General features: G+C 71.4%; 20 protein-coding genes. 5 read left to right on the plus strand and 15 right to left on the minus strand.

What is annotated here, in order from left to right; genetic code table 11:
- Nucleotides 1-32: 32 nt before the first annotated feature.
- Complete coding sequence (locus tag ACLQ2T_RS02475; RefSeq protein ID WP_425764346.1) at nucleotides 33-2,834, plus strand: AAA domain-containing protein; 2,802 nt, start codon at nucleotides 33-35, stop codon at nucleotides 2,832-2,834.
- A 31-nt stretch (nucleotides 2,835-2,865) separates the two neighbouring features.
- On the opposite strand, the gene ACLQ2T_RS02480 is transcribed toward ACLQ2T_RS02475, so the two are convergent.
- Both ACLQ2T_RS02480 and ACLQ2T_RS02485 read right to left on the minus strand, forming a co-directional pair.
- Nucleotides 2,866-3,006, minus strand: coding sequence for a hypothetical protein (locus ACLQ2T_RS02480; protein WP_425764347.1), 141 nt, complete (start codon nucleotides 3,004-3,006; stop codon nucleotides 2,866-2,868).
- Nucleotides 3,007-3,258: 252 nt separating this feature from the next.
- Nucleotides 3,259-3,498 (minus strand): winged helix-turn-helix domain-containing protein, encoded by a 240-nt coding sequence (locus tag ACLQ2T_RS02485; protein WP_102655834.1) that lies wholly within the window; start codon nucleotides 3,496-3,498, stop codon nucleotides 3,259-3,261.
- A gap of 306 nt (nucleotides 3,499-3,804) precedes the next feature.
- Here ACLQ2T_RS02485 and ACLQ2T_RS02490 point away from each other — a divergent pair, with 306 nt between their 5' ends.
- Nucleotides 3,805-4,083 (plus strand): DivIVA domain-containing protein, encoded by a 279-nt coding sequence (locus ACLQ2T_RS02490; protein WP_425764348.1) that lies wholly within the window; start codon nucleotides 3,805-3,807, stop codon nucleotides 4,081-4,083.
- A 240-nt stretch (nucleotides 4,084-4,323) separates the two neighbouring features.
- Here ACLQ2T_RS02490 and ACLQ2T_RS02495 read toward each other — a convergent pair whose 3' ends face one another.
- The 5 genes from ACLQ2T_RS02495 to pglW form a co-directional block, all read right to left on the minus strand.
- Complete coding sequence (locus ACLQ2T_RS02495; RefSeq protein WP_377677015.1) at nucleotides 4,324-5,187, minus strand: hypothetical protein; 864 nt, start codon at nucleotides 5,185-5,187, stop codon at nucleotides 4,324-4,326.
- 5 nt (nucleotides 5,188-5,192) lie between these two features.
- A complete protein-coding gene (locus ACLQ2T_RS02500; RefSeq protein ID WP_199180029.1) occupies nucleotides 5,193-5,864 on the minus strand; it encodes a hypothetical protein in 672 nt (223 codons plus the stop codon).
- Nucleotides 5,865-5,952: 88 nt separating this feature from the next.
- Nucleotides 5,953-6,771 carry an anti-phage DNA glycosylase Brig1 gene (gene brig1, locus ACLQ2T_RS02505; RefSeq protein ID WP_425764349.1) on the minus strand — a complete coding sequence of 273 codons (819 nt, stop codon included), beginning with the start codon at nucleotides 6,769-6,771 and terminating at the stop codon, nucleotides 5,953-5,955.
- A 69-nt stretch (nucleotides 6,772-6,840) separates the two neighbouring features.
- A complete protein-coding gene (locus tag ACLQ2T_RS02510; protein WP_102655893.1) occupies nucleotides 6,841-7,782 on the minus strand; it encodes a DUF559 domain-containing protein in 942 nt (313 codons plus the stop codon).
- 207 nt (nucleotides 7,783-7,989) lie between these two features.
- Nucleotides 7,990-12,435: a BREX system serine/threonine kinase PglW gene (pglW, locus tag ACLQ2T_RS02515; protein WP_425764351.1), complete on the minus strand. Its 4,446-nt coding sequence runs from the start codon at nucleotides 12,433-12,435 to the stop codon at nucleotides 7,990-7,992.
- 117 nt (nucleotides 12,436-12,552) lie between these two features.
- On the opposite strand from pglW, the gene ACLQ2T_RS02520 reads away from it, so the two are divergent.
- Nucleotides 12,553-13,284, plus strand: coding sequence for an HD domain-containing protein (locus ACLQ2T_RS02520; protein WP_425764352.1), 732 nt, complete (start codon nucleotides 12,553-12,555; stop codon nucleotides 13,282-13,284).
- 62 nt (nucleotides 13,285-13,346) lie between these two features.
- On the opposite strand, the gene ACLQ2T_RS02525 is transcribed toward ACLQ2T_RS02520, so the two are convergent.
- The gene (locus ACLQ2T_RS02525; RefSeq protein ID WP_425764353.1) at nucleotides 13,347-13,886 is read right to left on the minus strand and encodes a hypothetical protein; all 540 of its coding nucleotides are present in this window, start codon (nucleotides 13,884-13,886) and stop codon (nucleotides 13,347-13,349) included.
- A gap of 74 nt (nucleotides 13,887-13,960) precedes the next feature.
- Nucleotides 13,961-14,659, minus strand: coding sequence for a hypothetical protein (locus ACLQ2T_RS02530; protein WP_425764354.1), 699 nt, complete (start codon nucleotides 14,657-14,659; stop codon nucleotides 13,961-13,963).
- 551 nt (nucleotides 14,660-15,210) lie between these two features.
- Between ACLQ2T_RS02530 and ACLQ2T_RS02535 the strand changes: the two genes are divergently transcribed.
- Both ACLQ2T_RS02535 and ACLQ2T_RS02540 read left to right on the plus strand, forming a co-directional pair.
- Entirely contained in the window at nucleotides 15,211-15,444 is a 234-nt protein-coding gene (locus tag ACLQ2T_RS02535; RefSeq protein WP_425764355.1) for a hypothetical protein, read from the plus strand.
- 218 nt (nucleotides 15,445-15,662) lie between these two features.
- Nucleotides 15,663-17,096 carry a cellulase family glycosylhydrolase gene (locus ACLQ2T_RS02540; protein WP_425764356.1) on the plus strand — a complete coding sequence of 478 codons (1,434 nt, stop codon included), beginning with the start codon at nucleotides 15,663-15,665 and terminating at the stop codon, nucleotides 17,094-17,096.
- Between the two features lie 63 nt (nucleotides 17,097-17,159).
- Here the strand turns inward: ACLQ2T_RS02540 and ACLQ2T_RS02545 are convergent, their stop codons facing one another.
- The 6 genes from ACLQ2T_RS02545 to ACLQ2T_RS02570 all read right to left on the minus strand — a co-directional run bounded on the left by ACLQ2T_RS02545 (nucleotide 17,160) and on the right by ACLQ2T_RS02570 (nucleotide 23,518).
- Nucleotides 17,160-17,816 (minus strand): ABC transporter ATP-binding protein, encoded by a 657-nt coding sequence (locus ACLQ2T_RS02545; RefSeq protein WP_425764357.1) that lies wholly within the window; start codon nucleotides 17,814-17,816, stop codon nucleotides 17,160-17,162.
- Entirely contained in the window at nucleotides 17,813-18,799 is a 987-nt protein-coding gene (locus ACLQ2T_RS02550) for an ABC transporter ATP-binding protein (RefSeq protein ID WP_425764359.1), read from the minus strand. The genes ACLQ2T_RS02545 and ACLQ2T_RS02550 overlap by 4 nt, the downstream gene beginning before the upstream one ends.
- A complete protein-coding gene (locus ACLQ2T_RS02555) occupies nucleotides 18,796-19,665 on the minus strand; it encodes an ABC transporter permease (RefSeq protein ID WP_425764360.1) in 870 nt (289 codons plus the stop codon). Before ACLQ2T_RS02555 ends, ACLQ2T_RS02550 begins: the two co-directional genes overlap by 4 nt.
- On the minus strand, nucleotides 19,662-20,696 hold the full coding sequence (locus tag ACLQ2T_RS02560) for an ABC transporter permease (protein ID WP_425764361.1): 1,035 nt from the start codon (nucleotides 20,694-20,696) through the stop codon (nucleotides 19,662-19,664). Before ACLQ2T_RS02560 ends, ACLQ2T_RS02555 begins: the two co-directional genes overlap by 4 nt.
- A complete protein-coding gene (locus ACLQ2T_RS02565) occupies nucleotides 20,663-22,252 on the minus strand; it encodes an ABC transporter substrate-binding protein (RefSeq protein ID WP_425764362.1) in 1,590 nt (529 codons plus the stop codon). Before ACLQ2T_RS02565 ends, ACLQ2T_RS02560 begins: the two co-directional genes overlap by 34 nt.
- A 246-nt stretch (nucleotides 22,253-22,498) precedes the next feature.
- Nucleotides 22,499-23,518, minus strand: coding sequence for a sporulation protein (locus ACLQ2T_RS02570; protein WP_425764363.1), 1,020 nt, complete (start codon nucleotides 23,516-23,518; stop codon nucleotides 22,499-22,501).
- Between the last annotated feature and the right edge of the window lie 85 nt (nucleotides 23,519-23,603).

Here is a 23,603-nt window from a genome sequence, read left to right on the forward strand (position 1 = left end):
CGGTGTAGGGCGTACGGCAGAATGTGCGGGCGATGGACGCGGCCGTCATCCTCACCGCGCTCGCCGACCTGGCTCCGGCCGGGCCCGAGCGGGTCCTCGACGTGGCCGCAGGCAACCGGCCGCTGGTCTGGTTACCGGAGCCGCACCGCGGCCCCCTCAACGGCCACCTGGACCGACTGGCGGCGCAGGACACCCTGCACCGCGACGAACGCATCCTGCGCCGTGGCCTGGCCTTCCTGGTCGGCGGGGCGGACGTCGACGGGGTACGGCGGCGGATCCGGTTGCCGCTGCTGGCCCAACCGGTACGGCTGGAGCGTGACCGAGGCGGCTACCGGGTGGTCCCCGCCGGTGACCTGGAGATGACCTCGCTGATCGAGGATCGGGATCTCGCCGCCCGGTTGGAGGCCGCACCCGGGCTCGCCGGGCCGGGTTGGCTGACCGCGCCCGGCACGGCCGCCTGGATCACCGCGGCGGCCGAGGCGGCCGGGCTGAAGGTGGAGAAGGTCGTGCCCCGGCCGCCGCGCCGCTTCGACGACACCCGCCTCACCGGGGTAGCCGCGGCGGCGATCTTCGTTACCCGGGACGTGTTCGCCGGTCGGCTCCGCGACACCCTGCTGAACTGGGCGGTTCGCCCCGGGTTGGCGGACACCGCCCTGAGCCGGCTCTATTTCGGTGGCGCTGACGAGAACGCCGACAAGACCGGCCGGGACGAGCACGAGGTGCTGTCTCCCCTGCCGCTGAGCGGCACCCAGTCGGAGGTGGTCCGACGCACCCGTACCGAAGCGGTGGTGGTGGTCTCCGGCGCCCCCGGCAACGGCAAGAGTCACGCCCTGGTCGCCGCCGCGCTGGACGCGGTCGACCGGGGAAAGTCGGTGCTGGTGGCCACCCAGTCCGTGGCGGCTGCGGAGGCCCTGGGCACCCTGCTGCGCCGGCATCCCGGCCCACCCCCGGTGCTCTTCGGAGACGCGGAGCGACGCGAGGCGGTCGCCGCCGACCTGGCCGACGGTGCCTCCGGTGGGGTGCACGACGACCAACTGGGCGAGGACGCCGCCGCGGTGGCGGCGGCCCGGCACCGGGTCACCACCGTCCAGGCCGGGATCACCGCCGCCCTGGAGCAGGAGCGACGCGCCGCCACGCTCCCGGGCTGGCAGCCCCTGCTGTCCGCGCTGAGTCAGGACGCGCCACGGGTCTTCGACCCGGACGCCGACCTCACCGCCATCCGGCACGCCCTGCGGGACACCAGCCGCCAGGGCGCGGGTTGGTGGCCGCGACTGCGACAGTCGTACGCCGAACGGCGGCTGCGACGGCTGACCGGGGCCGGTCCCGACCTGCCCCGGGAGCGGCTGGACGCGGCGGTGGAGGCGGCGGAGGCCGTCCAGGCGGCGGCTCGACTCCCCGCCCAGGGCGGCACCGAACTCTCCGCCGCCTGGCAGTCCCTGGCGGAGGCGGACACCGTACTGGCCGAGGCGGTCGGCACCGCCCTGCGGCACCACACCACCAGCGCCCGACGGTGGACCCCGCAGGCCCGGCGGGCCGCCAACGGTCTGGGTACCGCCCTGCGGGCCGGGCGCAACCGGCGCCGGGAACTGCTCGCCGGGCTGGACGCCGAGGCGCTGGTACGGGCCCTGCCCCTGTGGGTGGGCACGGTGACCGACGTCGAGGATCTGCTGCCACCGGTGGCCGGCATGTTCGACCTCGTGGTGCTGGACGAGGCCGCCCACGTCGACCAGGTACGGGCCGCGCCGGTGCTGGCCCGCGCCCGGAACGCGCTGGTCGCCGGCGACCCCCGGCAGCTGCGGTTCGTCTCCTTCGTCGCCGACGTCGAGGTGGCCGCCACCCTGCACCGGCACGGGCTGGACCGGCTGGCCGACCGGCTCGACGTCCGACGGTCCAGCGTCTACGACCTGGCGGCCGGTGCCGCCCGGGTCACCTGGCTGGCCGAGCACTACCGGTCCGCCCCGCACCTGATCGGGTTCTCCGGCGAACGGTTCTACGACGACAGACTCGAACTGGTCACCCGACACCCGCGCAACGAACAGGCCGACGCCATCGACGTGGTGACGGTCGACCGGGCGACCGTGGTCGACGGCGTCAACCAGGCCGAGGTGGACGCCGTACTCGACCTGGTCCGGGCCCTGGCCACGCACCCGCCGGCCGGCGGGATCGCGGTGATCAGCCCGTTCCGGGCCCAGGCCGACGCGGTGGAGGCAGCCCTGCTGTCGGCGTACGACCTCGACGAGATCCAGCGGCTCGGTCTGCGTACCGGGACGGTGCACGCCTTCCAGGGCAGCGAGGCGGACGTGGTGATCGCCTCACTCGGGCTGGTAGACGAGGACCCCCCGGCCCGGCACCGCTTCCTGGCCGATCCCAGCCTGCTCAACGTCCTGATCACCCGGGCCAGGAAGCATCTGACCGTGGTCACCTCGCTGCGCTACCCCGAGGGCATCATCGGCGACTACCTGCGCTACGCCGAACAACCCCCGACACCCCCGACCGGCCCGGCCAGCTCCGCCTCGGACCCCTGGACCCGGGCCCTGGCCCTCGAACTCGAAAAGCTGGGACTGCCGGTACGGGTCGACTACCCCGTCGGCCGTTGGCAGATCGACCTGTGCGTCGGGGCGGACACCGAGGCGGTCGGGGTTCTCTGCGGGGTCCATCCCGACGGGGTGGCCGCACACGTCGAGCGGCAACGGACCCTGGCCCGCGCCGGATGGCATTTGTACGACGCCTTCGCCAGCCACTGGAACGACGACCCGATCCGAGCCGCCCTCGACCTGGCCGCCCACATCCGCGCTCCTCACAAGGCGTCGAACCGCAGCTCATCGAACGCGTGAACCACGTCCCGCGCACAGTCCTGAGTGGCCTTCAGCCGGTAAACGATATCCAGCGTGGGGTGCCCCTTCGGCACCAGCAACACGGCCCATCAACCGGACTCAGGCCGGTGTCCTTGTAGCGCAGCGCGGCCAGGTGCGGCACATGCTCGTCGGCGACCAGGTCGGCGATCACCTTGCCGAGATCCTGACCGGAGGCGTACAACTCGGCGATGGCGACCTAGGGGGTGGCTCACTCGCCACGCCGGGCTGTCCAGGTGAGGGGCGGTACGCCCGACCTTGAAGGCGTGGTCGCACTCGCCGCGCAGCTTTGGCGCGCACCTCCTCGACCGTCCCGGCAGCTTCCGGTCCACCACTCGACGACCTAGTCGCCGTGCTTATCGGACGACGGCACCCGTAAGGCCCACATCCGTCGCCAACCCGCTACCTACGGTTCCCGCATCCAGGTATTCGGATCGGTCACGAAGACACCTTTGCCCTGCTGCCGCCGGATGACCCGGAGCGCTTCGAGACGGACATAGGCCAGCTGCACCGTGCCGTAGCTGACGTTGTAGTCGGAGCGGGTCTGCGCAATCGACGGCAGTCGGTCGCCGGGCTTGAGCCGCCCCGACCTGACGTCGGCGATCACGTCATCCGCGATGCGGAGATACTCGGCTGATTCGGGCATGTCACTCCTCGCGTGGCAACCCGAATTCGATCACAACTCAAATGGCTGCACAATGTGCTTTGATTTCCCTGTGTTCCCTAGTTATGTTGGTACTGAGCCGCTCCTCGCGTGGCAACGAGTTCGGCTCATCCCCCTGGTCGGGGCGGGTGCGCGTGCCCGTCCCGACCCATACAGACTGCTCTGTCGTCGTACCGCCGGACTGGGCTGCGGCGGCCGAGCGGGCGGGCCGTGCGGACGCCGGCCACGCACGGCCCGCCCTTCCAGACCCACCTTTCGCGCTTCCGCTCGCCGCAGGAGAGGACCGACGTGGCCCAGGTGTATCGATCCGGCCGGCTTTACGGGACCGGGCTGCCGGCCCGGTTGACCCCGCACGAGGTACGCACCCGCAGCTTCGACCCGCGTCGCCGCGGGGTGGACCCCGATCAGGTACGCGAATTCCAGGCCCGGGTCGCCGATGACCTGGCCGACCTGCACCGGCAGATCCGCAGCCTCGCTGAGGAGAACGAGCGGCTCAAGCGGGCACTGCGCGACTGGCAGACCATGCACGCCCGCGAATGCCGACCAGCAAACGACGGTCACTGGTGACTGTGCGTCCCTCCCCCGGCGACCTGCTCCGGATCGACGGGCGCGCTTCGGTGCAGTTCGCCGGGGACCGGGCGCTGACCCTGCGCGTCGTCTCGGTCAGCGACCGCCATGCGTACGACGGCTGGATCTGGCTGACCGGCTACGTGCTCAGCCGGCGCGGCAACGCCACCACCAAACGCGAAATCTACGTCCAACTCGCCGGCCTCTGCCGCACCTCGGAACCGGCGGCGCCCCGCCAGGTCAGCCGACACGGTGGATCTGGTAGGCCGCACGGAGAGTCGGCACGACCGTCCCGTGCAGGTAGGGCGCTGACGTGAGCCGCCCCCAGTGATGAATGAGGCGCATCGCCGATGGGTGGGTGAACGCGGCAACGAGCGTGTCCACTCCAGCGATTCGTGCCCGTTCGAGGTGGGATCCGAGCCGATGCCGATTTCTCATCACTTCGGTGAGGGACGAGCAGACCTCGGCTCCCTGCACGATGCACAACGTCGGCTCCAGGATCCGCACGGTCGCTGACAGGTGTGGCAGGCAGTTGCGACTCATGGTCGAGTTTCCCAGCGACTTGGTGCTGCCGGCCACGGTGGCCGAGCAGAGCCGCAGGTTGGCCATGGCGAATGCGTCGAACAGGTGCACGGACCGGGGCGGGGTGGGTAGCCGCAACAGTTCGCCATCACGATCCGGACCGGGATTGCGGCCGACCGCAAGCCGCAGCGCGCTGGCAACACCTCGCATGTGCGGGTTCCGGGACGGGAAGGCGAGGGCGGCAGAAGCCATCACCTCGGCGCGTCGCTCGTCCAGGTTCACGCTCTCCCGGGGGCGTCCCGTCTCCATCGCGATAACCAGAATCCGCAGCGGGCGGTCGCCGATTCGCAGGTCATAGTGATGACCGACGTGGGAAAGCTGACCTGCGGCGAAGGCGGCGTTCGGCCGTGGCGCGCCTGCCGGATGGCGAAGGGCGCTACGCCGACACTGGTCGAGACTCCGACATACACAGGCACCTGATGGCGCGAGGACGTTCGCCGTCAGGTAGCGGCGGAGCTTCTCAATCCGGTGAGCGGTCGTAGCCGGATCACTGACGAGGCGCGACGCCTTGTCCCTGACCATCGGGCTCAGCCCGTCACAACAGGCGCGGAAACCGACAGTGCGTCGAGGTCTTTGACGGGCACCGCCAGCCACCGGAACCGCCCGTTGCCCCCGGGCAGGTCCACGTAGTCCCGCCAACTGAGCAGATAGTCACCGGTCAGGTCGCGTTGGTTCCGCACGTAGTGACTGCCGTCGCGTCCCCAGCGAAGAGTGCCGGTAAGCCGCCTGCCGTCGTAGATCCGGAACTCCTGGTCCCTGGTCATCCGCTGATGAGGCGACGGGTCCCACAGCCTGCGGTCGTTGGTGAGGAGGAGCGCGAGGCCGTTGGTGGGCGTGGTGTCGGGGCTACCGAAACGCTCCAGCCTCGCGATGTCGAAGACGAAGTTGCGCCGAGCCAGGTCGGTGGCGGCGTGGCCACGCAGGTGGAACTCTTCGTCGGTGACGGGGTCGACACCGACCCAGTGGGCCGTGAAGTACTTGAACTCGATCGCGGTGCTGCCATCCGGGCTACGGCAGAGAAGGTCCAGGTATTCGGCCTTGTCCTGTCGTACCTCCAATCGGACCGCGATGGCTGCGTCGAGCCGGTGAACCGCCCAGGCGAAGGCGTGCTGGAAGTCCGCCTCCGAATGGAACACGCTCCGCGCGGCCCGCAGCTCGCCCATTACCTCGTCCAACGACACCCGTCCGGCGATTCGCACCCGCGCTCCTTCCCGTTCAGTACCGGTCCCACAAACAGGAATCGGAGGGACATCGTGACCGGCCGGGGCTACCGAGGAGAACAACCGATCAGGCAGGAGTGTCCGCCGACCGCATCGGCAAATCCGAATTGAGTGCCGAGCGCAGGAGGGCAGTTTCCGTCGCACTCGGCGGCCCGGCCGCACCGGCGTGCCACTCGACCACGAGCCGTTGGCCGGACGGCAGCGAATACAGGCGCACCGCCCGGCTGGGCACGGCCGACCCGTAGCCCTTGCCACCGGAGCCCAGCCTGCCCAACTCGGGAAGCCCGAGCGCTTGAGCGAGGTGATCCCATGGTCGGCCGAAGGCGAAGACGTCCTGCACCGGCAGCTCCGCGATCGGCTGCCACACGAACTCCTCGATGACGGTCGGTGGTGGCTTCAACGGGGCGGTGATGGCCTTCGAGTGCCACGGGTAGCACTCGAAGATCAGGAGGTCGCGGTGGTCGGCGTCCGGGTCCTGGAGCCATCGCCGGGTGAACTCCAGGCGGGCGAGGTAGTACTGATTGCGACCCATTTCGTGGGGCAGCGTCCACGGCGCACGGTTGTAGGGGCAGGTGGTGGCCCATCTGCTGTAAGAGCCGCTCCGCTTGATCTCCTCGGCAAAAATGCCGTCCCGCGCCTGGAAGCGGGGACGGAACTCGCCAGGATTCAGGCCGAGCACCACCATCCGCGGCGTGCGCTCCAAACCAAGAAGATCGCCATGGTACGGCTCGGGAAAGCCGTCTCGGGTCACCTCACCGGGGCCGACGCCCACATAGGAGTCGAACCACTCCTCAAGCTGCAGTGGCAGGTGATCGTCACCGCCGAGCCATGCCTCGATATGAGCGTCCCAGAAGGCCGCGACGCGCTCCCGCGCGGAATCCACCATGGCGAGACGGTAGCCGTGACGCGCGGGTAGAGCCAGGTGTGGCGTACGTCGTCGGGCCCGTGGGGGCGCCTACCTGGGTCGACGGGTGGCGAGGATGGCGAGGGTTTCCCGGCGTACGGTCTCCGGCTCGCGCACGAGCCGACGATGGGCGAAGCGGACGACCAGGATGCCGAGGGCTGCCAGTCGGGCGTCGCGACGGAGGTCGACTTCACGCTGCCGGGGGTCGCCGTGGGTGGTGGCCCCGTCGAGTTCGATGTTGACCCGCTCCGGCTCGGCGTACAAATCCAGGTAGACGTTGCGCAGGCCGAGTCGGATCTGCACCTGCCGCTGGAACGTCGGCATTCCGGGACCGGTGAAGACGCGCTCGTGTCCCCATATCTCCAGCGGGCTGCGGCAGCCGTCGGCAAGGCGGGTCAGCAGCGTACGCAGCGCTACCCGGCCGGCCACCCTTGCCGTGCCGTCGAGCACAGCTTGCAGGCGGCCGGAGGTGGTCAGCCGATCGTTGACCGCCCTGATCATCGGCGTCCGCTGCTCGTCCAGCGCAAGCATCGGCCAGGAGTCGACAAGGGCTCGCTCGATGGTGGTCACCGGCATCCCCTGTCGTACCACCATCGATGGTGGAGCGAGGGTGAAATGTCGACGCCGAAGGACCCGCACTCCGGGCCAGTCTCGCAGGCCGCTGTCAGCCGGTGCGCTCACGTACAGCAGGTCCCCGGACAGCTGTTGGCGCAGTCCCCACACATCGAGGGCGGTGAGGTGACTCAGCGCGCCGCGCCCGCGTACCCAGGCAGCTACCGCACGGCGGCCGAGGGCCGGGCCGATCCGGCTGAGCGGCGGAACGCTCTCGTCATTCAACAGATGTGCCGCCGCGAACACCTCGGGCAGCACCCGTACGAGTTCGCCGTTGGTGCACGCCCGCTGCAGGATCCAGTCCGGCACGACCTGCTCGACGATCGACCGGGTCACCAGCCCGTTCCCTCGCCTCACCAGCTCCGCCAACACCGTATCCACGCCGCCGACCGTGCCACCCTGCCCCACCCACCCGCAGCCACAGATCCCGCCCCCTGTGGACAACAAAACCACTGTGCACAACCCCCAAAGCCCGTCCACATCTGGTACGCCTCCCTGAACGTGGCAGTGGGGCTGTTCAGGTGTCGGCGTGTCGCGCAGCCACACTGCCACGATCCGGGGACGTGGGAGAGAGGGGAGGGAGGGGGGTCAGGTTAGGGCGGCGCTGCGGTGGGCGTTGGTGGCCCAGGCGTCGGGGAGGGCGATCCATTCGTTGTCGCCGACGCGCACCACGGCTCCGTCCAGTTTGGGCAGGACTCCCGGGTCCTCCATCGGGCAGAGGAGCCAGACGTCGCCCTCTCCGGCCCGGGCGGCTTCGGCCATCTCGTGGAGACGTTCCATCGCCCGGTAGCGGGCCAGCACCGCCGCGTCGTGCAGCAGCACCGGGCCGGCGTCGACGCGCAACTGCGCCCGCAACGAGGGCATCGCCAGTTGCCATGCCTGGTCGACGTACCCACCGAGCTTGATGGCGGCCCGGGAGCCGGGCTCGGCGATGTCCGCGCCCAGCACCGTCTCCCAGGTGGGCTTCGGCCGGGCGTCGACCAGGCCACGTAGCTCACGCAGGAACACCGCGGCCACGTTGACCGGCCGGGCGTCGAAGCGTCGGGCCAGTTCCGCGCGGGCCAGCGCGTACCGGTTGAGGCGTACGGTCAACGCGCGGAAGCCTCCGGCGGACCTGGCACCGGTCAGCCGCTCCTCGGCCCGCACCGCTGCCGCCAGTTCCGGGGACTCGGCCTCCCAGCGGCTCGGCGCGTTGGTGGCCGACGGGCGACGCTGGACGATCGACATCGAGGATGATCCGGCGCGCGGCGGTGGCGGGAGGTACCGGTCCCGGTCCCAGCGCAGCTCGAAACCGGCCTCGGCCAGCAGGTGGTCCAGTTTCGGGTGCGACGGCAGCGGTGCCGTCAGCTCGGGGAAACGGGCGGTCACCCGCTGGATGACGTGCTCCGGGGTCAGGCCCCGCCGCCCCTCGGGGGTGGTCGCCGGGGGCACCACGCCGGCCTGGGCGAGTCGCAGCGCGCGTACCGGGTCGAGGTTGCGCGGGTACAGCTCCAGCCGGGCGGTCGCGGCAGCCTGGTCCGAGGCCACGGCGGCGAGCACCACGCGTCGCCGGTCGTCGATCGTGTCCGCCACGCCGCCGGGCGCGGCGACGGCCCCGAGGGTACGCAGCACCGTCGCCGCGCTGGGCAGTACCTCGCTGGCCGCGAGTTCGTCGGCGGCCTTGCCGAGCGCGTCGGCGTAGTCGAGCAGGGCCGGGGCGGCCGGGGCGTCCGGACCGTCGTCCTCGCCCGCCTCAAGGGCGACCAGCAGCCGGTCGCCGCGCGGATTCGGCGTGCCGTCGATGTCGCCGCGCGCATTCCGCCGCAGCAGCAGGCGCGGCTCCTGCTCGATGGCGTCGATTTCGACGGCCGCCCGCACGGCGGCGACCGCCACCGCGAGCCGCAGGTCGTCCCCGGTGCGCACCGATCCGCGACTGATGAGCAGTGCCGCAGCCAGCTCGGCGACCCCCATCACCCGCCCGCCGTCGCGCAACAGCTCGATGATCTGGGTACGCACGCTGCCCACCACCGGCATGCCCTGCCAGCGCTTACGCTGCTTGCCGAGGATCTGGGCGATCCGGCCGGAGGTGACCCCGACGGCGGCGGCGACCTGGGGCTGCTGCGGCCACAGTTGCAGAGCGGGTAGCGCGCCGGTGGCGTCGGGCAGGTTCAACAGCAGCCGGGTGGCTTCCACCTCGGCGACGTTGCGGCCGTTCTTGGCCGGTACGAGCAGGGCGGCGATGGCGTCGAGTCCGACGCGTACCAGATCGGTGTCGCCGCCGGCGGCGGTGGTCTCGGTGGCGACCTCGGCGGTGGCCGCCTTGCGGGCGGCAGCCGAGGTGGGAATGGTCTCCCGCTCCCCCAGCCGGGTGCGCCACTGCTTGACCCGGCGCTGCAACTCCCGGCGGGTGCGGGCGCCGAGACCGGGCAGGGTGGCGAACGTGTTGTTGCCGACGGCGAGCAGTTCGCCGACGGTGGTGGCCTCCACCCGGTGCGCGGCGGACACCGCCCGTGGGGTGAGCCCGGCGGCCTCCAGCGCGGTGGCGCGGGTGGCCTTGCCGGCGGCCTCCTCCCGAGCCTTCTCGGCGGCCTTCTCGTCCGGCTCCTCGGTCTCGATCTCCGGGTGCTCGCTACCGACCGGGGCGCTCGCGTCGGACCGGCGGAACACCTGCTGCCAGGCGTCGCGCATCTCCTTCAGGGAGGCGAACCGGCGACGGTGGTCGCGGTGCAGGGCCCGGTGGAAGAACTCCACCAGCCCGTCGCGGATCGCCGCGTCGAACGCCTCCGCGGCCAGCACCGGCGGGCCCTCGGTGAGCTGGGGCTCGGTGCCGCCGTCGCCCCACAGCGGCAGCTCACCGGAGGCCATCTCGTGCAGCGTGACGCCCAGGGCGTACCACTCGGCGTGTTTGTCGTAGACCTGCCGGGCGGCGGTGCCGAGGAACGGGTCGAGGTAGCGCGGGGTGCCGGCGGCGAGTTCCTTGACCGAGACGCCGGCCAGGGAGAAGTCGAAGAGCACCAGTTGACGGGTGCGGTTCGGGCGGACCCGGATGGCGATGTTGTCCGGCTTGATGTCGCGGTGGTAGACGCCCTCGCCCTCCAGGTAGTCCAGGGCGCCGAACAGATAGTCGCTGTAGGTCTCCAACTCGTCGACGGTGAGCCGACCGTCGTCGCGCAGCTTCCGGGCCAGGGTGCGGTCACCGGCGTGCTCCAGCACCACGAGGGTGCGGGTGCCGACCTGCAGCGGCTCCGGCCGGGCCAGCCGGATCACCCGCGAGTCGGTGAGCGGGCCGAGGACCCGGGCCTCGTGGGCCAACCGGGCCGCCTTCTCGTCGGAGAGGGCGACCTTGAGGACCTCGTTGCGACGGGTGCGCTCGTTGAAGGCGAGGAACGCCCGGCAGGTCGAGCCGGTGCCGAGGCTGCGGACGATCTTCCATTCGCCGACCCGGTCGCCGCCGCGTGCCTCCAGCGGATCAACCTGCGGCGGTTCCGGCTCCGGCGAGTGCGTGGCGGCCGGAGGCGGAGCGGTCAGCTCGTCCTCCACCTCCTGAAGCATCTCGATGAACTCGGCGACGGTGGTGAGCCGCTGAGTGGGCACCGGTGCCGTGGCGGCCTGGATCATCTCGTCCGCGAAGGTGCTGATCGCTTCGGCGATCGCCGAGGCCCGCAGGCCGTTGTCGCGGGCCAGCCGGGTCAACAGTTCCGGACGCTGCGCCGCCGGCGGCTGCCCGGTCAGGATCAGGTACGTCAACGCGCCGAGGCCGAACACGTCCATCGCGACCGGGTCGGGCTTCGGGGCGGTCAACTCCGGCGCGAGGTACGCCTCGGCCGACCGCTCGATGTGGTCGGCGGCGTGTGAGGAGGGCGTGACCAGGTCGCCACTGCCGCTGCTCTCGATGCCACGGGTGGCCGTCTGCCAGTCACTGATCTGCAGGCGAGGGGTCAGCCACGCCCCCTGCTCGCCGCCGCCGCGCCGACGCGGCCCCGGGGCGACCAGCACACTGCGCGCCGAGAGGGCCCGGTGGTGCAGCTTGCGGCGGTGGGCGTACGCCACCGTCTCCGCGAGCTGGCGGATCAGGGCCAGGCGGGTCAGCGGGTCGAGTTGTTCGCCGTACTGGGCCATGTAGTGGTCGAGGCGAACCGTCCGAGGATCGTGTCGATAGATCAGCGCGGGGCCGGCCTCGTGCTGCTCCATCGAGTCGACCTGCACGATGCCGGGGTGGCTGATGCCGTGCAGCACCTCCATCTCCCGCCGGGCGGCCCGTTCGATGCTCGCCCGCTCGGTCTGCGCCGCGTTGCGTTCGACCAGATAGATCCGCACCCGGCGGCGTTCCCGTTCCAGATCCCGGTGCCGGGCCCGGTGGTCCTGCCAGGTCGGCCCCACGTCGAACGGCCGGGTCTCCAACTCCCAGGCGCCGACCTGATAGTGCCGTCGGCTGCGGGCGATGCCGACGTCGGCGAGTAGATCGGGCAGGGCCGCCGAGGTCTCACGGGTGACCCGCTGCCGCTCGTCGTCGGGGCGGCGGAGCAGCAGCGACGTGAGCGGGTCCAGCCTCCGCTGCCGCTGATCACCGGTCGCCTGACGGTCGTCGGCCGGTTCGGGACCGTAGACGCCGTGCAGGTGGTGATCCGACAGGTCGATCGTCAGACCTGGTTTGGACAGGAACACCGCCGCCTGCACGAACGGGATCCGCACCGGTTGACCTCGGCGACGACTCGCCGCGACCTGCAGCAACGACTTGAGCTTCTTGGCCTTGGCGTCCGCCAGGTGCAGCGGATTGTCGAAGGTGCGGGTGCCGTTCGGGCCGTGCAGCAGCCAGTTCGAGCCGCTGGAGGTCAGCCGCCCCGACCAGCTCTTGATCTCGACCAGGTAGAGGCCGCCGGGGGCGGCGACGAGGAGGTCGACCTCGTACGGATGCCCGGTTTGTGCGGTGAAGGTGAAGTTCGACCAGGCACGGTACGGCTCGGTGTCCGGCAGCAGGGCCTGGACGTGGGCCAGCGCTTCCCGCTCGTGCGCAAACTGCGACGGGGTGATCGTCGTCCACCGGCCCTCCTGCATGGGCAGATCCTATGCGCTCTGATCGAGATGCCCGGAGAGCCGAGCATGTGCCCCGGTCCCGGCCGGTCGGGTCGGCGGGTGGTGACCGGTGGGGTGGTGATCGGATATAAGAGACGGATGGATCTACCGCCGTATCTGGCCACCATGCCGATGCACGCCATCACGGAGATGCACGGCGAGGTGGGCCTGCGGGAGAGGTTCCGGCTGGAGTGTGCGGCGTTCGACGCTGACGCCCAGGATCGGCTCGGTGCGGCGTTGGAGTTGGCCGCCCGGCTGCACCGCGACGACCGGCGGACCCGGGAGCCGTACGTCAACCACCTGCTGCGGGTGGCGATCCGGTTGATGCACCACTACCAGGTACGCGACCCGGAGGTGATCGTCGCCGGGCTGCTGCACGACGCGGTGGAGGATCATCCGGCGGAGCTGGCCGGCCGGGCGTACACCGGGGGCGACCCGACCGGGGCGGCGCTGGCGGTGCTCGCGGACCGGTTCGGTGCCCGGGTGGCGCGGCTGGTCGCGGCGGTCACCAATCCGCCGTGGGATCCGGAGCGGGACCGCAACGAGCAGTACCGTGAGCACCTGGTGCACAGTCTCGACGGTGAGCCGTGGGCCCGCGTCATCAAGGTCTCCGACTTCACCGACAACGGTGTCGGGGTCATCCACTCGGTCGGGCCGAAGGTGGCGGCGCTGGCGCGCAAGTACCGTCCCCTGGTGCCGGTCTTCCGCGATCTGGTCACCCGCGCCGACACTCCCCTGTCCGCCCCGGTGCGCCGGCACATCCTCGACCAGCTCGACCTGGCCGAGGAGCGGTTCAGCGCCATCCTGGACCAACCCGCGCAGCGCGCCTGAACACTGCGCGTCTGAGCGCCGCAGGGTGATCAGGGCACCAGCTCATTGAGGCACGGGTTGTCTCAGCGTTGCGCGGGCGGGCGGCTGTGGCGTGGGTAGAGCCGGTCGACCAGCAGCGCGGCCTGGGCCACCGAGCCGCCGCTGACGCCGAGGCCCCCGCGGGCCGCGTCGTAGAACTGGTCCCGTGCCTCGTTGACACGGTGCAGCAGGTCGGGCAGTCCGTCCGCGGCGGAGCCGTCGCGGGCCAGGCGTTCGACCTGCCAGACCGCGTCGCGCCAGGCCCGGGCGGCGGTCACCGTCGGGGCGTCGCCTAGCAGCAGGACGTTCTCCCAGGCGATGGTGTGCCGGAAGTTGGCCTCGGTCAGCAGGGCGAGTTCCTGCTCCCGGTCGAGGTAGCCGCCGATCAGCCGGCTGGCGATGGTGAGCACCTCCTTGAGCGCGCGGGCGAATTCGGCGTACGCGTCGAATCGCCGCTCGTCCCATCGCACGCCCTGGTGTCGGCGCCACCGGGCGCGGTCGGCGAGCGAGGTGGCCACGATCGTGCCGATGGTGCCGACCAGCACACCGAGCAGGGCGGGCAACTGCGCAACGAGGCTCCCCATGGCACACAGCCTGCCAGTCGGCGGCAACGACGCGGCGGGGACCCGATCGGGTCCCCGCCGTCATCGCGTACTCGTCAGGAGGTGAACTTGTCCAGCGCCAGCTCCAGGGCGCCGTCGTCCGGCGAGGCGTACGCCTTCATGGTCTGCCGGTTGTAGGAGATGAAGCTCGGGCAGCGGACCGCCGGAGCGTTGACCCGGCCACCGTCACCGATCTTCTCGCCGGTCTTGGCGGCGTAGAAGGTCAGGGTGTAGCGCGCGGAGATGTAGTCGACAGTGATCTTCTTGTCGTCGCTGTCCTTGTAGTCGCACTTGCGCGGCTCGCCCTCGCTGCCCTCTTCGAAGGAGAGGCAGCCGATCACGGAGACCTTCGCCCAGTCGGCGATCTTGGCGTAGTACGGCTTGTTGTAGCCCACCGACTTGGTCAGCCAGGACTGCGGGCGTTCCGGCGAGTTGGCGAAGGTGAAGACCTTGGCGCCCTTCGCGCCGGTGTACGCCGCGGCGTTGAGGATGGGGCTGCCGTCACACACCGCGGACATGTCGCTGGAGCTGCGGGCGGTGACCGCGTTGTTGTTGTCCGGCTGCTCCTCCGGCTCCGGCGGCGGCGGTGCCGCGTCGGGGGACTCGGAGTTCTCCGGGGCGGCGGAGGGGCTGCTGGAGCCGCTGGCCACCGGGGTGGGGTTGTCCTCGTCGTCGCCGGAGAGCATGAAGTAGCCGATGGTGCCGCCGCAGGCGACGAGGACGGCCATCACCACGGCGCCGATACCGAGCCCCATCCAGAGCCCGTTCTTCGACTTCTGCTGTTGCGGTGGGGCCCCGTACGGCGGGAGCGGGGGTGGTGGGGGCGGGGCACCGTACGGCGACGGGTAGCCGGACTGACCGACCGGAGATCCGGGCGGGAGTGGCTGACCGACCGGGGAGCCGGGAGGGAACGGTCCGGCCGGGGGTCCGGGCGGATTGCCCCAGCCCCCCGCGTTCGGATCCGGCTGCCCCCCGTACGGCGGATAACTGTCACTCATGTGTGGCCCTTGTCAAAGTCGAGAGGTTCTCTGGCACATGATCAGGCCCAGGGTAGTGACCGGTGCAAACCTGCGCACGGCCACGCCGCGACGATTCCATAACGTACGCCCACCGAGGCCACGGCCAGTGCCGGTGCCAGTGCAGGGCGCTACCGAGTGATCCGGATGTACGGGCGAATAGGACACTTCCTCCCCGGGGATGTGGCGTTTGCCATAGGGCAAAGATGCGAACCCTCCACCTTCGCCTGGCCGTGTGGCCGCCGTCGCCGACGGGTACCTGAGGGGTCATCGGCACGAGGGAGGATGAGATGACCACCGATCCCAGGTACACCCCGATCGCGGTCAACGCGGCGGGCAAGTTGGTCGCCGACGGCGGGGACTCCGAGGGCGGCGAGGTGATCGGCGCGGACGACGCGGCGGCCGATGCCGCTCGCGCGGGTGCCGAGGTCGACCTCAGCGGCGCGCGGCGCGACCTCGACCCCACCCCGGTGGGGGCCGCCGACGCCGAGGCGGATCGGCGCCGCGCCGCCGACCAACCTTGAGCGCGCCACCGACCAAACCCTGAGCAGGTACGCCGACCCTGACGCCCCGGAGCCGTCCTCCGGGGCGTCAACCATTGCCGAGACTTCGATGCATCGAAATATTGCGTGATTGTTTCGACCCCACGTAGGCTCTCGTGGGAGCGCTCCCGGGCCGTCGGCGGAGTCGGCGGACCCACCCGAGCCGTACCCACCACCACGACCAGATTGCGACGGTCCACATGAAGCGTCCTCCGTCTCGTCCACGGCGGCTCCTGGTCGCAGCCGGCACCGTCGGTGCGCTGGCCCTCGGCACCCTCGTGGCGTTGCCCGCCACGAACGCGATGGCCGCCACCGGCTGCTCGGTGACCTACTCGACGAACAGTTGGTCCAACGGCTTCACCGCCAACGTCACCGTCACCAACCTGGGCGACGCGATCGGGAACTGGACCCTGGGGTTCAGCTTCCCGGACGGCGGGCAGCGGGTCACCCAGGGCTGGTCGGCGACCTGGAGCCAGAGCGGCAGCGCCGTCACCGCGCGCAGCGAGAGTTGGAACGGCAACCTGGCCACCGGGGCCAGCACCAGCATCGGGTTCAACGGCAGCTTCACCGGCAGCAACCCGTCGCCGACCGCCTTCACCCTCAACGGGGTGCCCTGCACCGGTTCCACCACCACTCCCCCGCCCACCTCCCCGCCACCGACCAGCCCGCCGCCGACCACGCCCCCGCCGCCGGGGCAGACCCCGGTGCAGATCAACGGTCAGCTGCGGGTCTGCGGGGTCAACCTGTGCAACCAGTACGGGCGGCCGATCCAGCTGCGGGGCATGAGCACCCACGGCATCCAGTGGTTCGGCAACTGCTACAACAACGCCTCCCTGGACGCCCTGGCGACCGACTGGCGGGCGGACCTGTTCCGGATCGCGATGTACGTGCAGGAGCAGGGTTACGAGACCGACCCGGCCGGGTTCACCAACCGGGTGAACAACCTGGTCGAGGAGGCCACCCGGCGGGGCATGTACGCGATGATCGACTTCCACCTGCTCACTCCGGGTGACCCGATGTTCAACCTGGAGCGGGCCAAGACCTTCTTCGCCTCGGTCTCCGCCCGGCACGCGTCGAAGAACAACGTGATCTACGAGATCGCCAACGAGCCCAACGGGGTCAGCTGGTCGACCATCAAGAACTACGCCGACCAGGTGATCCCGGTGATCCGGGCCAACGACCCGGACGCGGTGATCATCGTCGGCACCCGGGCCTGGTCCTCGCTGGGGGTCTCCGAGGGCGCCAGCCACACCGAGATCGTCAACAACCCGGTCAACGCCGGCAACATCATGTACGCCTTCCACTTCTACGCCGCCTCGCACCGGGACAACTACCGGGCCGAGGTGGAGCGGGCGGCGGCCCGGCTGCCGCTGTTCGTCACCGAGTTCGGCACGGTGGACTACACCGGTGACGGGGGTGTCGACCTGGCCAGCAGCACCCAGTGGCTGGACCTGCTGGACCGGCTGAAGATCGGCTACGCGAACTGGACCTTCTCCGACAAGGCCGAGGGCAGTGCCGCGCTGCGGCCCGGCACCTGCAACGGCAGCAACTACACCGGCACCTCGGTGCTGACCCCCTCCGGGGTCTTCATGCGGGAGCGCATCCGTACTCCGGACAACTTCCCGACCAGCTGATCCACGCCATGGCGGCCCCGGGGAACGTCCCCGGGGCCGCCGACGTGCGCGGCCACCGATTCGTCAGGACAGGTCGACGACCCGGTCGGCCCACCGGGCCAGCAGCGCGGAATCGTGGCTGATCACCAGCACCCCGGCGGAGTGCCGGCGCTGGTAATCCCCGATCACGGCCGCGACATGGGCCTGGGTGGAGGCGTCCAGCATCGCGGTGGCCTCGTCGCACAGCAGGTACCCGGGCCGGTGCACCAGGGACCGGGCCAGGCAGGCCCGTTGCAGTTGGCCGTCGCTGACCGCGTGCGGGCGGCGGGTCAACAGGTCGGCGGTCAGCCCCACCGTGTCGGCCAGTTCGGCCGTACGCTCGCGGACCTGCTCCGCCGGGGTGCCGGTGGCGCGCAGCGGCTCGGCGATGGTGTCGGCCAGGGTCAGCCGGGGGTCGGTGGCCGCGCGGGGACTCTGGAACAGGATCGCCACCCGGGTACGCAGCGCCACCGGCACCTGGTGGCGGGTGCCGGTCACCGGCGTGCCGTCGAGGCTGATGTGACCGGAGTCCGGCCGGTGCAGCAGGGCCAGCAGCCGGGCCAGGGTGGACTTGCCGCTGCCGGAGGGGCCGCGCAGGCCCACGGTCTCACCGGCGACGATGTGCAGATCCACGGCGTCGAGCACCCGCTGCTGGCCGTAGCTCGCGCTGACCTGGCAGGCGGCCAGGGCCCGGCCGGTCACGCCGGCACCTCGGCGCGGAGTTCGGCGCGCTCCAGCGGGTGGTGGCAGGCGACCTGGCCGGCGCGGGTGCCGGTGAAGGCCGGCTGCACCCGGCAGGCCGGGGTGGCCCGGTCGCAGCGGGCGGCGAAGGCGCAGCCGACCGGCAGGTCGGTGAGCATCGGCGGATGACCCGGCACCGGCCGGAAGGCCCGCTGCGGCAGGGCGTCCAGCAGCGCCGCGCTGTAGGGGTGCCCGGGTGCCTCGAACAGCGCCTCGGTGGGGGCGTGCTCGACGATGCGGCTGGCGTACATGACCGCCACGGTGTCGGCCACCCGCTGGGCCGCGGCCAGGTCGTGGGTGATCAGCAGGACGGCGGCTCCGGCGTCGCAGCGGCGGCGCAGCAGATCGAGGGTGTGGTCGACCAGGGGGCGGTCCAGTCCGGTGGTCGGCTCGTCGGCCAGCAGCAGCGGCGGGTCGGGGGCCAGCGCCAGGGCGGTGGCCAGTCGCTGGGCCATGCCACCGGACAGCTCGTGCGGGTAGCGGTCGAGGTCCACCGGGTCCAGGCCGACCTGGACGGCCAGGCGGTCGGCGCCGGCGGGGGCCTGCGCCCTGGTGTGACCGTGCGCCCGCAGGGTCTCCACCAGCAGCCGACGGCCGGTACGCACCGGGGTCAGGGAGGTCGCGGGGCTCTGCGGCACCAGCCCGACGACCCGCCCGCGTACCTGCCGGGCCAGTTGTCGTGGCGGGCAGGTGAGCAGGTCGATCGCGGAGGACGAACCGGTACGCAGCAGGGCGCTGCCGGTGACGGTGGCGTTGCCGGGCAGCAGGCCGAGCAGGGCGTGGGCCAGGACGGACTTGCCGCAGCCCGACTCCCCGACCACGGCGAGAAGTTCCCCGGGGCGGATGGCCAGGTGCAGGTCGGTGACGGCGTGCACCACGGCGTCGGACAGCCGGAACCGGACGGTCAGCCCGGCGACGGCCAGCAGCGGTTCGGTGGTGGTCACAGTTGCAACTCCGCGCGTACCCGGGGATCCAGACGGTCCCGCCAGTGGGCGGTGAGGGTGGCCAGCGCGAGGGTGACCACGATCAGCACCAGGCCGGGGGTGAGGCTGGCCCACCAGGCACCGGCCAGCAGGGAGCCCCGACCATCGTTGATCATGTTGCCGAGGGAGGCCAGGTGCGGGGGCAGACCCAGGCCGAGGAAGGACAGGGCGGTCTCGTGCCACACCGCGTGCGGGATCATCAGGGTGACCGCCAGGGCCAGCCGGGGCAGCACATGCGGCAGCAGGTGCCGGGTGAGCACCCGCATCCGGCCGGCTCCGCCGCTGACAGCCGCGTCGATGAAGGGCCGGTTTCGCAGGCTCAGCAGCTCGGATCGGACGATCCGGGCGGTGGACAGCCAGTGGGTCAGCCCGATGGAGAGCACCACCGCACCGAGGCTGGGGCGCAGCATCGCCACGATGAAGATGCCCAGCAGCAGGTGGGGCATGGCCGCGATGGTGTCCACCAGACGCATCAGGATCCGGTCGACCCAGCCGCCAACGGTGCCGGCCAGGGCGCCGACGGCACCACCGATCACCGCGGCGACCACTGCGGCGATGACCCCCACCAGCAGTGACACCCGCAGCCCGTAGATGCTGCGCAGCAGCACGTCACGGCCGAGGTCGTCGGTGCCGGCGGGATGCGACAGCGAGGGCGCCGACCGGGTCTGGGACAGGTCGACCGCGCTCTGGTCCAGCGGCCAGAGCAGCGGGGCGAACACGCAGGCCAGCACGGTGATGGCGAGTACCGTGCCGGCGACGGTCGCGCCGAGGCGGCCCGGACGCAGTCGGGGCAGTCGGCGGGCACGGGTCAGGGTGGCGGCGGTCATTCGAGGCGTACCCGTGGGTCGGCGGCGGAGTAGGCGAGGTCGGTGGCCAGGTTCGCGGCCAGCACCACGACGGTGGTCGCCAGGGTGGTCGCGGCCAGCAGCGGGAAGTCACTGCCCAGGGCGGCCTGCACGGTCACCGCGCCCAGGCCGGGCAGGGAGAACACGGTCTCCACCAGCACCGCCCCGCCGACCAGTTCGGGCAGGTGGGTGCCGATCAGGGTGAGGAAGGGCAGCAGGCCGGTACGCAGGGCGTGACCGAACAGGACCGTACGCCCGGGCAGGCCACGGGCGCGGGCGGCCAGCACGTGGTCCTCCCGCAGGCTGTCGGCGACCGAGTCACGGATGAACAGCACGAACCACGGCAGTTGGGACAGCGCCAGCACCCCGACCGGCAGGATCAGATGCCAGGCGACGTCGGCGACCCGGGTCTCGGTGGCGGTGATGTCGGTCAGGCCGCCGGCCGGTAGCCAGCCCAGGCTCAGGGCGAACACCGCGATCGCGGCCAGGCCCAGCCAGAACGACGGCACCGACTGGATGGTGTACGCGGTGGTCCGCAGCGCCCGGTCGAACCAGCCACCCCGGCGGTACGCGGCCAGGGTGCCCAGCAGCAGGCTGGCCACCAGCACCACGGCCAGGGCGGCGCCGACCAGCAGCAGGGTCCAGCCGGCCCGGGCGGCCAGCACGTCCACCACCGGCTCGTGTCGGCTGGTCGACCAGCCCAGGTCACCCCGCAGCAGGTTGCCCAGCCAGCGCAGGTACTGCACCGGCAGGGGATCGTCGAGACCCCAGTTGGCCCGGATCTGGGCCAGGTTCTCCTCGCTGGTGGTGAAGGCCGCCGCCCCGGCGTACTGCTGAGCGGGGTCGATCGGCGAGGCGGCGCCGAGGGCGAACATCCCGGCGCTGGTGACGAAGAGGACCGGCACGGCCACCAGCAGCCGGTTGCGGATCATCCGGGCGGCGCCGGTGCGGCGCCGCCGCCGGACCGGGGTGGGAGTGGTCACGAACGCCGGGTCCAGGTGTTGATGTTCCACCAGATGCTGTTGGCCACGTCGTGCTCGTGCGGCTCGACCCGGGCCACCACACCCTGCACGGAGTCCCGCACCACGTAGGTGTGCTCCAGGTAGGTGAGGAACACCCACGGCATGTCGGTGGCCAGTTGCCGTTGGAAGGTGGCGTAGGCGGCCTTGCGCCGAGCCGGGTCGGCCTCGGCCCGACCCTCGCGCAACGCCCGGTCGGTCGCCTGGGAGGCGTACGAGCCGGGGTTGAAGAAGCCCTGCCCGGCGAAGTCGGAGTGGAACAGCTTGTAGGAGACGAAGTCCGGGTCGTACGGGGTGCCGTAACCCATGATCAGGGCGTCGGAGCCCATCCGGGGGGTGATGGCGTCCCAGGTGAGCCCCTCCGGGGTGATCGCGATGCCGACCTTCTTGGCGTCGGCGGTGACCGCCAGGGCCAGTTCCTTGCGCAGGCTGTCGGCGGCCGGGTACATCAGGCTGAAGGCGGCCCGGGTGCCGTTCCTGACCCGGATGCCGTCCGGGCCGGGTCGCCAGCCGGCGGCGTCCAGCAGGGCGGTCGCGGCGGCCGGGTCGGCGGTCGGTGCCCCGGCCGCGGCGGGCTCGACGAACTCCGAGGAGGGCGGCACCGGCCCGTACGCCGGCTCGCCGGCCCCGCCGAGGACCCCGTCGACCATCGCGGTGCGGTCGACGGCGGCGCTCAGGGCGCGGCGCACGGCCAGGTCGCCGGTCACCGGGTTGCCCATCGGCAGCATGACCCCCCGGTAGTCCGCGGTGGGCACCTTGTGCACCCGGTAGCCGGGCAGGTTGTCGAAGCCGCCGGCCAGCTTGGGGGGCAGTTCGGCGGCGTCGAACTCGCCCGCGCGGGTGCGCTGGGCGCGGACGTTGTCGTCCGGCACGAAGGCGACCACCACCCCGCTGTTGGCCGGGCGTCCGCCCCAGTAGCGGTCGTTGGCGGCCAGCACCAGCCGGTCGCCCGGGGTCCAGGAGGTGACCCGGTACGGCCCGGTGCCGATCGGCTGCCGGTTGAACCCGGCCCGGTTGAGGTCCTGCCCCTCGAAGGCGGCGGCCGGCACGATGCCCAGGGTCAGCCGTTGCAGGAAGGGCGCGTAGGCGTACCGGAGGGTGAAGACCACAGTGGTGTCGTCCGGGGCGGCGACCGAGGCGAGCATGTCCAGGTCGCTGCGCAGGACGGAGTCGACCTTCTCGTCGAGCACCGCCTGGTAGGTGAAGACGACGTCCCGCGCGGTCAGCGGGGTGCCGTCGTGGAAGAGCACCCCCTCGCGCAGCCGTACGGTGACCGTCCTGCCGTCCCCGGAGACCTCCGGCAGGTCCCGGGCCAGGGCCGGGACGAGACGATTACCCTCGTCCCGGGCGACCAGACCGTCGAAGATCAGCGAACCGCCGTCGACGCCGTAGTTGAGCACCGGGTTCAGGGTGTCCGGTTCCCCGGCGGTCGCCACGATCAATGTGGTCCCGCCCGGGGTGCCGGACGGGGTGGTCGGCGACGAGCAGGCGACCAGGGCGAGCAGCAGTGCGGCGCTGGCGGCCAGCCGGACACCGGTCGTTCGGGACATGACTGTTACCGCTCCTCGCGGGTGGCGACGATAGGTGCGGCGTCCCACCCGAGGTGATCGGTCGGCAGGCCGCCCGACGGGTGCGATCTTGGATCGCCACTGCGCCATACTTGCGCAGTTGCAAACTCTTGGCAAGAAAGCGCGCTGTGGCCAATGCCACGTTCGCCAACCCCACGCCGATCACGGTTCGACCGCCAGCTGACGCTCCCCTGAAGCCCAGCTCAGGCGTCGGAGGGACGTCCGGGGTCACTCATCGCCGCCGTCGTCTCCACCCTCGTCCCCGCCGTCGTCGCCGCCGAAGGATTCGAAGACCTCCTCGGCGACCATGCCTCCGGCGAAGCCGAGCGCCGCGCCGCCCACCACACCGGCGGCCACCGCGCCCATTCCGGACCCACCCCGCCCGTGATGGTCGTGGCCGTAGGCGGACTGATGCGGCGGATACCCGGCCGGCATCCCGTAGCCGGGTGCGCCGTAGCCGGGCTGGGTGGCGCGGTACTGCTCCAGGGCCTCGCGAAGCCAGCCGTCCAGCACGGCGGCCCAGTCGAGTCGCTCGGCGTCGGCGTGCGCGACCCGGTAGCGCCCGTAGGAGTCGTGGCCGCCGGTGAACAGACCCCCGCGCCGGTCGAACTCCAGGACGATGTCCATGCCCTGCTCGTCGGCCAGGAAGGTCACCTCTACCTCGTTGACCCCGTGGGCGTACTGGGGTGCGGCGAAGTATTCGATCTCCTGGTAGAAGGGCAGGGTCTGGTGCACCCCGGCGATCTGCCCCCGCTCCAGGTCGGCGCTCTTGAACTGAAACCCGAGCCGACCGAACGCCTCCAGGATGCGCTCCTGCACCGGCAGCGGGTGCACGTGCACCGGGTCGAGGTCGCCCTTGTCGACCGCGCCACGGATGACCACCTCCGTACGCAGCCCCATGGTCATGCCGGGCAGGCGTTGCCCGTACGCGTCGGTCACCGGGGTCTGGATCGGTATCTGGACCTGGAAGGGCAGGGACAACTGCTGCCCCTGCGCCAGGCGCAGCCCACCCGCGACCGGCGTCCGATGGAACTCGACCGTGGCGTCGTAGTCCCCCTCCTCGCCGTCGATCTCGATCCGGGTGACCAGCCCCACGACGATCTGGTCGATGTCCACGTCATGGCTGCCGCCGGTCAGGTTCACCTGTCCACCGAGCATCAGCCCGGGGCGGATGCTCGGGTTGGACAGGACCGTGTCGACGCTGGGCGCGCCGACCCCGAAGGCACCCAGCATCTTCTTGAACACCACGAGCATCTCCCTCGACAGCTGCGGACGCGGCGCGAACGCGAGATCCCTACGCGAATCCGTTGGGCCGCAACGGGATCAGCGCCGT

This window comes from Micromonospora sp. DT229 (assembly GCF_049844505.1).
In the GTDB taxonomy this organism is placed as follows: Bacteria; Actinomycetota; Actinomycetes; order Mycobacteriales; family Micromonosporaceae; genus Micromonospora.

Bases quoted from the DNA above. Each gene is read 5' to 3' on its own strand.
- ACLQ2T_RS02475 (WP_425764346.1), top strand. From the start codon at position 33: ATGGACGCGGCCGTCATCCTCACCGCGCTCGCCGACCTGGCTCCGGCC.
- ACLQ2T_RS02485 (WP_102655834.1), bottom strand. From the start codon at position 3,498: ATGCCCGAATCAGCCGAGTATCTCCGCATCGCGGATGACGTGATCGCC.
- ACLQ2T_RS02495 (WP_377677015.1), bottom strand. From the start codon at position 5,187: ATGGTCAGGGACAAGGCGTCGCGCCTCGTCAGTGATCCGGCTACGACC.
- brig1 (WP_425764349.1), bottom strand. From the start codon at position 6,771: ATGGTGGATTCCGCGCGGGAGCGCGTCGCGGCCTTCTGGGACGCTCAT.
- pglW (WP_425764351.1), bottom strand. From the start codon at position 12,435: ATGCAGGAGGGCCGGTGGACGACGATCACCCCGTCGCAGTTTGCGCAC.
- ACLQ2T_RS02520 (WP_425764352.1), top strand. From the start codon at position 12,553: ATGGATCTACCGCCGTATCTGGCCACCATGCCGATGCACGCCATCACG.
- ACLQ2T_RS02525 (WP_425764353.1), bottom strand. From the start codon at position 13,886: ATGGGGAGCCTCGTTGCGCAGTTGCCCGCCCTGCTCGGTGTGCTGGTC.
- ACLQ2T_RS02530 (WP_425764354.1), bottom strand. From the start codon at position 14,659: ATGGGGCTCGGTATCGGCGCCGTGGTGATGGCCGTCCTCGTCGCCTGC.
- ACLQ2T_RS02535 (WP_425764355.1), top strand. From the start codon at position 15,211: ATGACCACCGATCCCAGGTACACCCCGATCGCGGTCAACGCGGCGGGC.
- ACLQ2T_RS02540 (WP_425764356.1), top strand. From the start codon at position 15,663: ATGAAGCGTCCTCCGTCTCGTCCACGGCGGCTCCTGGTCGCAGCCGGC.
- ACLQ2T_RS02555 (WP_425764360.1), bottom strand. From the start codon at position 19,665: ATGACCGCCGCCACCCTGACCCGTGCCCGCCGACTGCCCCGACTGCGT.
- ACLQ2T_RS02565 (WP_425764362.1), bottom strand. From the start codon at position 22,252: ATGTCCCGAACGACCGGTGTCCGGCTGGCCGCCAGCGCCGCACTGCTG.